Annotated in this window: 8 protein-coding genes; 7 read left to right on the top strand and 1 reads right to left on the bottom strand. The window is 51.3% G+C overall.

Translation table 11 applies throughout. The features are described 5' to 3' along the window. From QCH34_RS07235 to QCH34_RS07225, 3 genes are all read left to right on the top strand, one after another. Positions 1 to 627 (top strand): CBS domain-containing protein (locus QCH34_RS07235; protein WP_300332290.1); only part of this gene is annotated, 627 nt, incomplete at its 5' end. Next, complete coding sequence (locus QCH34_RS07230; RefSeq protein WP_300332298.1) at positions 624 to 1010, top strand: 4Fe-4S binding protein; 387 nt, start codon at positions 624 to 626, stop codon at positions 1008 to 1010. The genes QCH34_RS07235 and QCH34_RS07230, both read left to right, overlap by 4 nt. Beyond that, positions 971 to 1714 carry a UPF0280 family protein gene (locus QCH34_RS07225; protein WP_366898431.1) on the top strand — a complete coding sequence of 248 codons (744 nt, stop codon included), beginning with the start codon at positions 971 to 973 and terminating at the stop codon, positions 1712 to 1714. Before QCH34_RS07230 ends, QCH34_RS07225 begins: the two co-directional genes overlap by 40 nt. 1 nt (position 1715) lies before the next feature. Here QCH34_RS07225 and QCH34_RS07220 read toward each other — a convergent pair whose 3' ends face one another. Beyond that, the gene (locus tag QCH34_RS07220) at positions 1716 to 2108 is read right to left on the bottom strand and encodes a hypothetical protein (protein WP_300332288.1); all 393 of its coding nucleotides are present in this window, start codon (positions 2106 to 2108) and stop codon (positions 1716 to 1718) included. Between the two features lie 35 nt (positions 2109 to 2143). On the opposite strand from QCH34_RS07220, the gene QCH34_RS07215 reads away from it, so the two are divergent. From QCH34_RS07215 to QCH34_RS07200, 4 genes are read left to right on the top strand one after another with little or no spacing between them, the layout of a single operon-like run. After that, the gene (locus QCH34_RS07215; RefSeq protein ID WP_300332286.1) at positions 2144 to 2419 is read left to right on the top strand and encodes a MarR family transcriptional regulator; all 276 of its coding nucleotides are present in this window, start codon (positions 2144 to 2146) and stop codon (positions 2417 to 2419) included. A 6-nt stretch (positions 2420 to 2425) separates the two neighbouring features. After that, entirely contained in the window at positions 2426 to 2950 is a 525-nt protein-coding gene (locus tag QCH34_RS07210) for a tRNA (cytidine(56)-2'-O)-methyltransferase (RefSeq protein WP_300332284.1), read from the top strand. Continuing rightward, a complete protein-coding gene (locus tag QCH34_RS07205) occupies positions 2923 to 4020 on the top strand; it encodes an ATP-grasp domain-containing protein (RefSeq protein ID WP_300332282.1) in 1098 nt (365 codons plus the stop codon). The genes QCH34_RS07210 and QCH34_RS07205 overlap by 28 nt, the downstream gene beginning before the upstream one ends. Continuing rightward, positions 4020 to 4535 (top strand): transcription factor, encoded by a 516-nt coding sequence (locus tag QCH34_RS07200; RefSeq protein ID WP_300332293.1) that lies wholly within the window; start codon positions 4020 to 4022, stop codon positions 4533 to 4535. The genes QCH34_RS07205 and QCH34_RS07200 overlap by 1 nt, the downstream gene beginning before the upstream one ends. Positions 4536 to 4590 lie beyond the last annotated feature (55 nt).

Genomic DNA, 4590 nt, shown 5'->3' with positions numbered 1-4590 from the left:
TATGGGACTCCACGGAGAGACAGGCCGGTTGTTCGGACGGTATCATATGCCGAACTGAAAAGCGGACATGTTGAGATCGATGGCGAGATGGTCAGGACATCCTCCCTGTCCAGCTACAGCCATGCCCGGCAGGTTGCTCATGAACTGAAAAGCCTGGTTGAGGCCGGATCATTTACGGTTGCACTCCCGACCCGACGAATCAATACGACGAAAAGAAGTCATCCAATGAGGGAGACGCGGCAAACCCCGAGGATCCGCGAGATTATGAACCCTGCGGTTGCCACGATCACCGAAGACGAGTCGGTGAAGACTGCTGCCCGAAAACTTCTCAAGGGAGAGACAAACCATCTGCCGGTGATCGATTCCCAGGGGAAGCTGGTTGGGATCATCACAACCTATGATGTTTCAAAGTCAGTTCTTCTTAAAGGCGATTCCCTGAAGGTGTCTGAGATCATGAGCAAGAAGGTCGTTGTCGTTACTCCTGACGAGCCTGTTGATGTGGCAGCACAACGGCTTGAACAGCATAACATCAGTGCGCTCCCGGTTGTTGATAGTGAGTTCCACGTGATTGGGATCTTAAATGCAGTTGATCTCGGCAAGCTCTTCTCACGGAGGTGGCAGCCATGAAACTCTTCCTGACTATTCAGAGGGATGTCGTGAAGCGTCCGCTCATTTCACAGGTGGTCCTTGAAACCGGGGTATTGATCAATGTCGAACGTGCCCATATCGATTCCAATGAAGGATGGGTACTGATAGATATCCCGGAGAAAGAGGAGGCGCGAATATCCTCCCGTCTCATCGAGCTTGGTGTGCAGGTGAAGAAGCTCGAAAATGCTGTTGTTCATGACGAACATGAGTGCGTTGAGTGCGGTGCCTGCCTCTCCATCTGCCCGCAGGAAGTCTTCTCATTTGATCAGGAGTTCCATCTGGTGATCAAGGAAGAGCGGTGCATCCTCTGTGGACAATGTGTATGTGCCTGTCCACACCAGGCACTCTCCATAAGGCAATGATCCGGCGGCATTTCGAGTACAAGCAGACGATCACGACAATCCTCGCTGACTGCGAAGCTGATATTGATCTGGCAAAGGCGGGGATCCTCGATGCACGCATAGCTGTCGAGGCGATGGTGGCTGCGGATCCTTTTTTTGCCTCGACCTTTGAGCCCTATGATCCAGGATCCGATCACCCGGTGATCTGCCGGATGGTGGATGCTGCATATGAAGCTCGTGTCGGGCCGATGGCAGCGGTTGCCGGCACAATCGCATGGGCAGGGGTGGAAGCGATACAGGATGGGGGTGCTCTCTTTGGTGTTGTTGACAACGGGGGCGATATCGCTCTTATGACAGACCGTGTTCTCAGGATAGGGATGTATGCGGGCAGTGCCTCAGCAGGCGGGCAATCTGCATTCCTCTGCCCGCCACAGGAGAAGATATGTGGTGTCTGTACTTCGTCTGCAACGGTTGGCCCGTCAATATCACTTGGAACAGCTGATGCTGCTACTGTCTTTTCCGATGATGTGTCAGCAGCAGATGCCTGGGCAACTGCACTCTGTAATCGCCTCTCAGCCGATGATCAGTCGGAATTCAACCGCCTCTCCGGCTCACGGGTTCATGGTGCCGTTGCGATCTTTGGCGATTCTCTTTTTTCGTATGGCACTGTCCCCAAGATCGTTTCGGCAAAAATTGATATGAATCTGATCACACGGGGGATCTGACTTATTCAAATTCTTCTGCAAAGTGAATTGCAAGCCGGTGTGCATCCTTCCCTCTGAATGTTGCAAGAATATCATTCCCTATTCTGACCTGGACAACCGGATTCTCCCCCTGAACGAGAAACTTAAGTTCAACGAGACCTCTCTCTTCGAGGAGAGTGCCTTTCTCAAGAGATGAAGCAGGCTGAAGGAGAAGTCTGTCGATGATCAACTCATCCGGGATCTCCCCAAACAGATAGATATAGACCTGATAGGCGTTGAGGAAGTCGGATATCAATAGTTCAGATCGAACCCCGGGTGTCAGGCTGGAGATTCCCTGTACCAGCCGATTGTCATCGTCATCAGCATAGTCAAGGAGTTCGTCTGCAATGTCGGCGAGGGTAGCATTATGGTTCACAACATATATTGTTTCTTTTCACTCCATAATACTCTGTGAAAGATGAAGAGGTTGACTGGGATGTCTATCATCGGATTGTCTGCAATCAGGCAAACACCGTTTCTGGTATAGAAGAGGTTTGCGGGTTATCGTCTGATGTGGTTCTTGCATCTGTTGATCGGCTCAAGCACTACCTCCTCATCAAAGAGGAGAACGGGCTGCTTCATCCTCTTGGGATTGAAGAGATGCTCCTCTCCTGCCGGATCCGGCATGCACAGGATCTTCCGTTCACAATCGAAAATGGTGTTATTAAGATGAAACAGGAGGATTAGAGCGCTATGGTTCGATCCGCTATACTCAGGATTGGCCACCGACATGATCGTGACCAACGGGTGACGACGCATGTCGGACTGACCGGACGTGCGCTTGGCGCAGATGGAATGTATCTTGCAGCAGATGATCCCGGGGTTGTTACGAGTATCGAGGGAGTTGCACGACGTTTCGGCGGGTCCTTCTTTGTTCAGAATAATGTCTCATGGAAGCGTTGTATCCGGGAGTTTCAGGAATCTGGTGGGGCTGTTGTACACCTGACGATGTATGGTCTCCGTATTCAGGACAAGATCGGCGAGATACGCACGCGCGAGAAGGTGCTTGTCATCGTTGGTGCCGAGAAGGTGCCTGGCGAGGTCTATGGTCTTGCCGATTATAATATTGCGGTAACAAACCAGCCTCATTCGGAGATAGCAGGACTTGCTGTCTTTCTTGACCAGTTGTATGAAGGAAAAGAACTGGATCTGGAGTTTCCTGATGCAGAGATCAGTGTTGTTCCCTGTGAATGTGGCAAAGAGATGGTCGAGCGGTGACAAAGACGGTTCTTATCGCGGGGTTTGCCACACGGCATGTTGCGCGATCTGCGAGAAGGGCGGGTTACCGGGTATGTGCGGTCGATCACTTCTGTGATTTGGATCTTGGATGGAGTGTTTCGGATTACGAGGGGTTCCTGGAACTCACCGATCTCCCCGTGGCAATTGAGAAGATTCTATCGCGCAATTCGATCGACCATCTGGTGCTCACCTCAGGTGCCGAGTCAGCGATCTGTCCTGGTATCCCGCGCGCAGGTACCTGTCCGGAGACCATCCAACCATTTCTTGATAAATCTGCAACCCAGTCATTCTTCTCCCGGTTGGCTGTGCCCCATCCCGAAATTGCTGAAGAGGGCAGATATCCCGTTATGATCAAGCCCGTTTGCGGTGCAGGGGGCTGGAGGAACGCAATTGTCAGGACAGAAGAAGAGAAAAAAGCATGGATTGAAGATTTTGATCTCCCCTTTATCTGCCAGCAGTTTGTTTTGGGACTTCCTGCAAGCGTCTCCTGTATCTCAGATGGCAGACGGGCTGTAGCTCTTGCAGCCAATGAACAGATCCTCCGTGGATCAGGTGATTCTGCATTTGGCTTTGCCGGATCGATCACACCGTGTGATCATCCGCTTGCAGGTGAGATGATGGCAATAGCCGAGCGGATTGTTGCTGCGAGCGGGTGTATCGGGTCAGTCGGCGTTGACTTTGTGCTTTCTGATGAAGCTGTGGCGATCGAGGTGAACCCACGGTTCCAGGCGACACTTGATACGGTCGAGGGATCTACAGGAGCAAATCTCTTCTCCCTGCATATGGATGCCTGTTCCGGAAGACTGCCCCTTGAAAGGCCACAACCGACCCGATATTCCGCCCGGCGTATCCTTTTTGCCGGGAAGGATTGCGTGGTTCGATCACGGCTGGATCGGTTCGCTGCGATTGCTGCTGATATCCCCCACCCCGGAACAGAATTTGCCAAAGGGGATGCAATGATCAGTGTTTTTGGATATGGGTCGTCAAGAGATGATGCCCTTTTGATGCTGGATAACCATATTAGTATCATACGCCAATATCTTGAATGATGCAACAAGTGGAAGAATTGTTAGAGAAGCAGGCGATCCATTCTTTTTTCCTCCGTCTTGTTGGTGAGGAAGGAATTCAGCTCCTGCTGCGGTTCCCCGATAACGGAGAGCATAGTGATGAGGAGCTTGCTGAAAAAACCGGGATCAACCTGAATTCCGTCAGGCATACTCTCTATACCCTTTATGAACGAAGACTTGCTGTCTACCGGAGGGTGAAAGACAATGAAACCGGCTGGCTTACATATCTCTGGCACCTGCAACTTGATCAGCTGGATCCTGTGCTGGCCGAAGATCTGGAAAGGGTGAAGGAGAAGCTTGTCGCACGTGAGAGGTATGAGGAGGAGAACGACTTTTATCTCTGCAAGACCTGTGGTGCTATGCATACCTTTAACGAGGCATATAAACATGATTTCTCCTGCATCACCTGCGAAGTTCCGCTTTCACACTTTGATAACGAGATGCTCGCTCTTGCTCTCCGGCGAAGGCTTGAAGCTATCAGTGAGACACTCGGATAACCTCTTTTTTGTATGGACTTTCCAACCTCGATAGATGAGTCAATGTGTCTTTGGC

This window comes from Methanocalculus sp. (genome assembly GCF_029762515.1).
Taxonomy (GTDB): Archaea; Halobacteriota; Methanomicrobia; order Methanomicrobiales; family Methanocorpusculaceae; genus Methanocalculus.
This window is presented reverse-complemented; position numbering and strand designations above follow the sequence as displayed.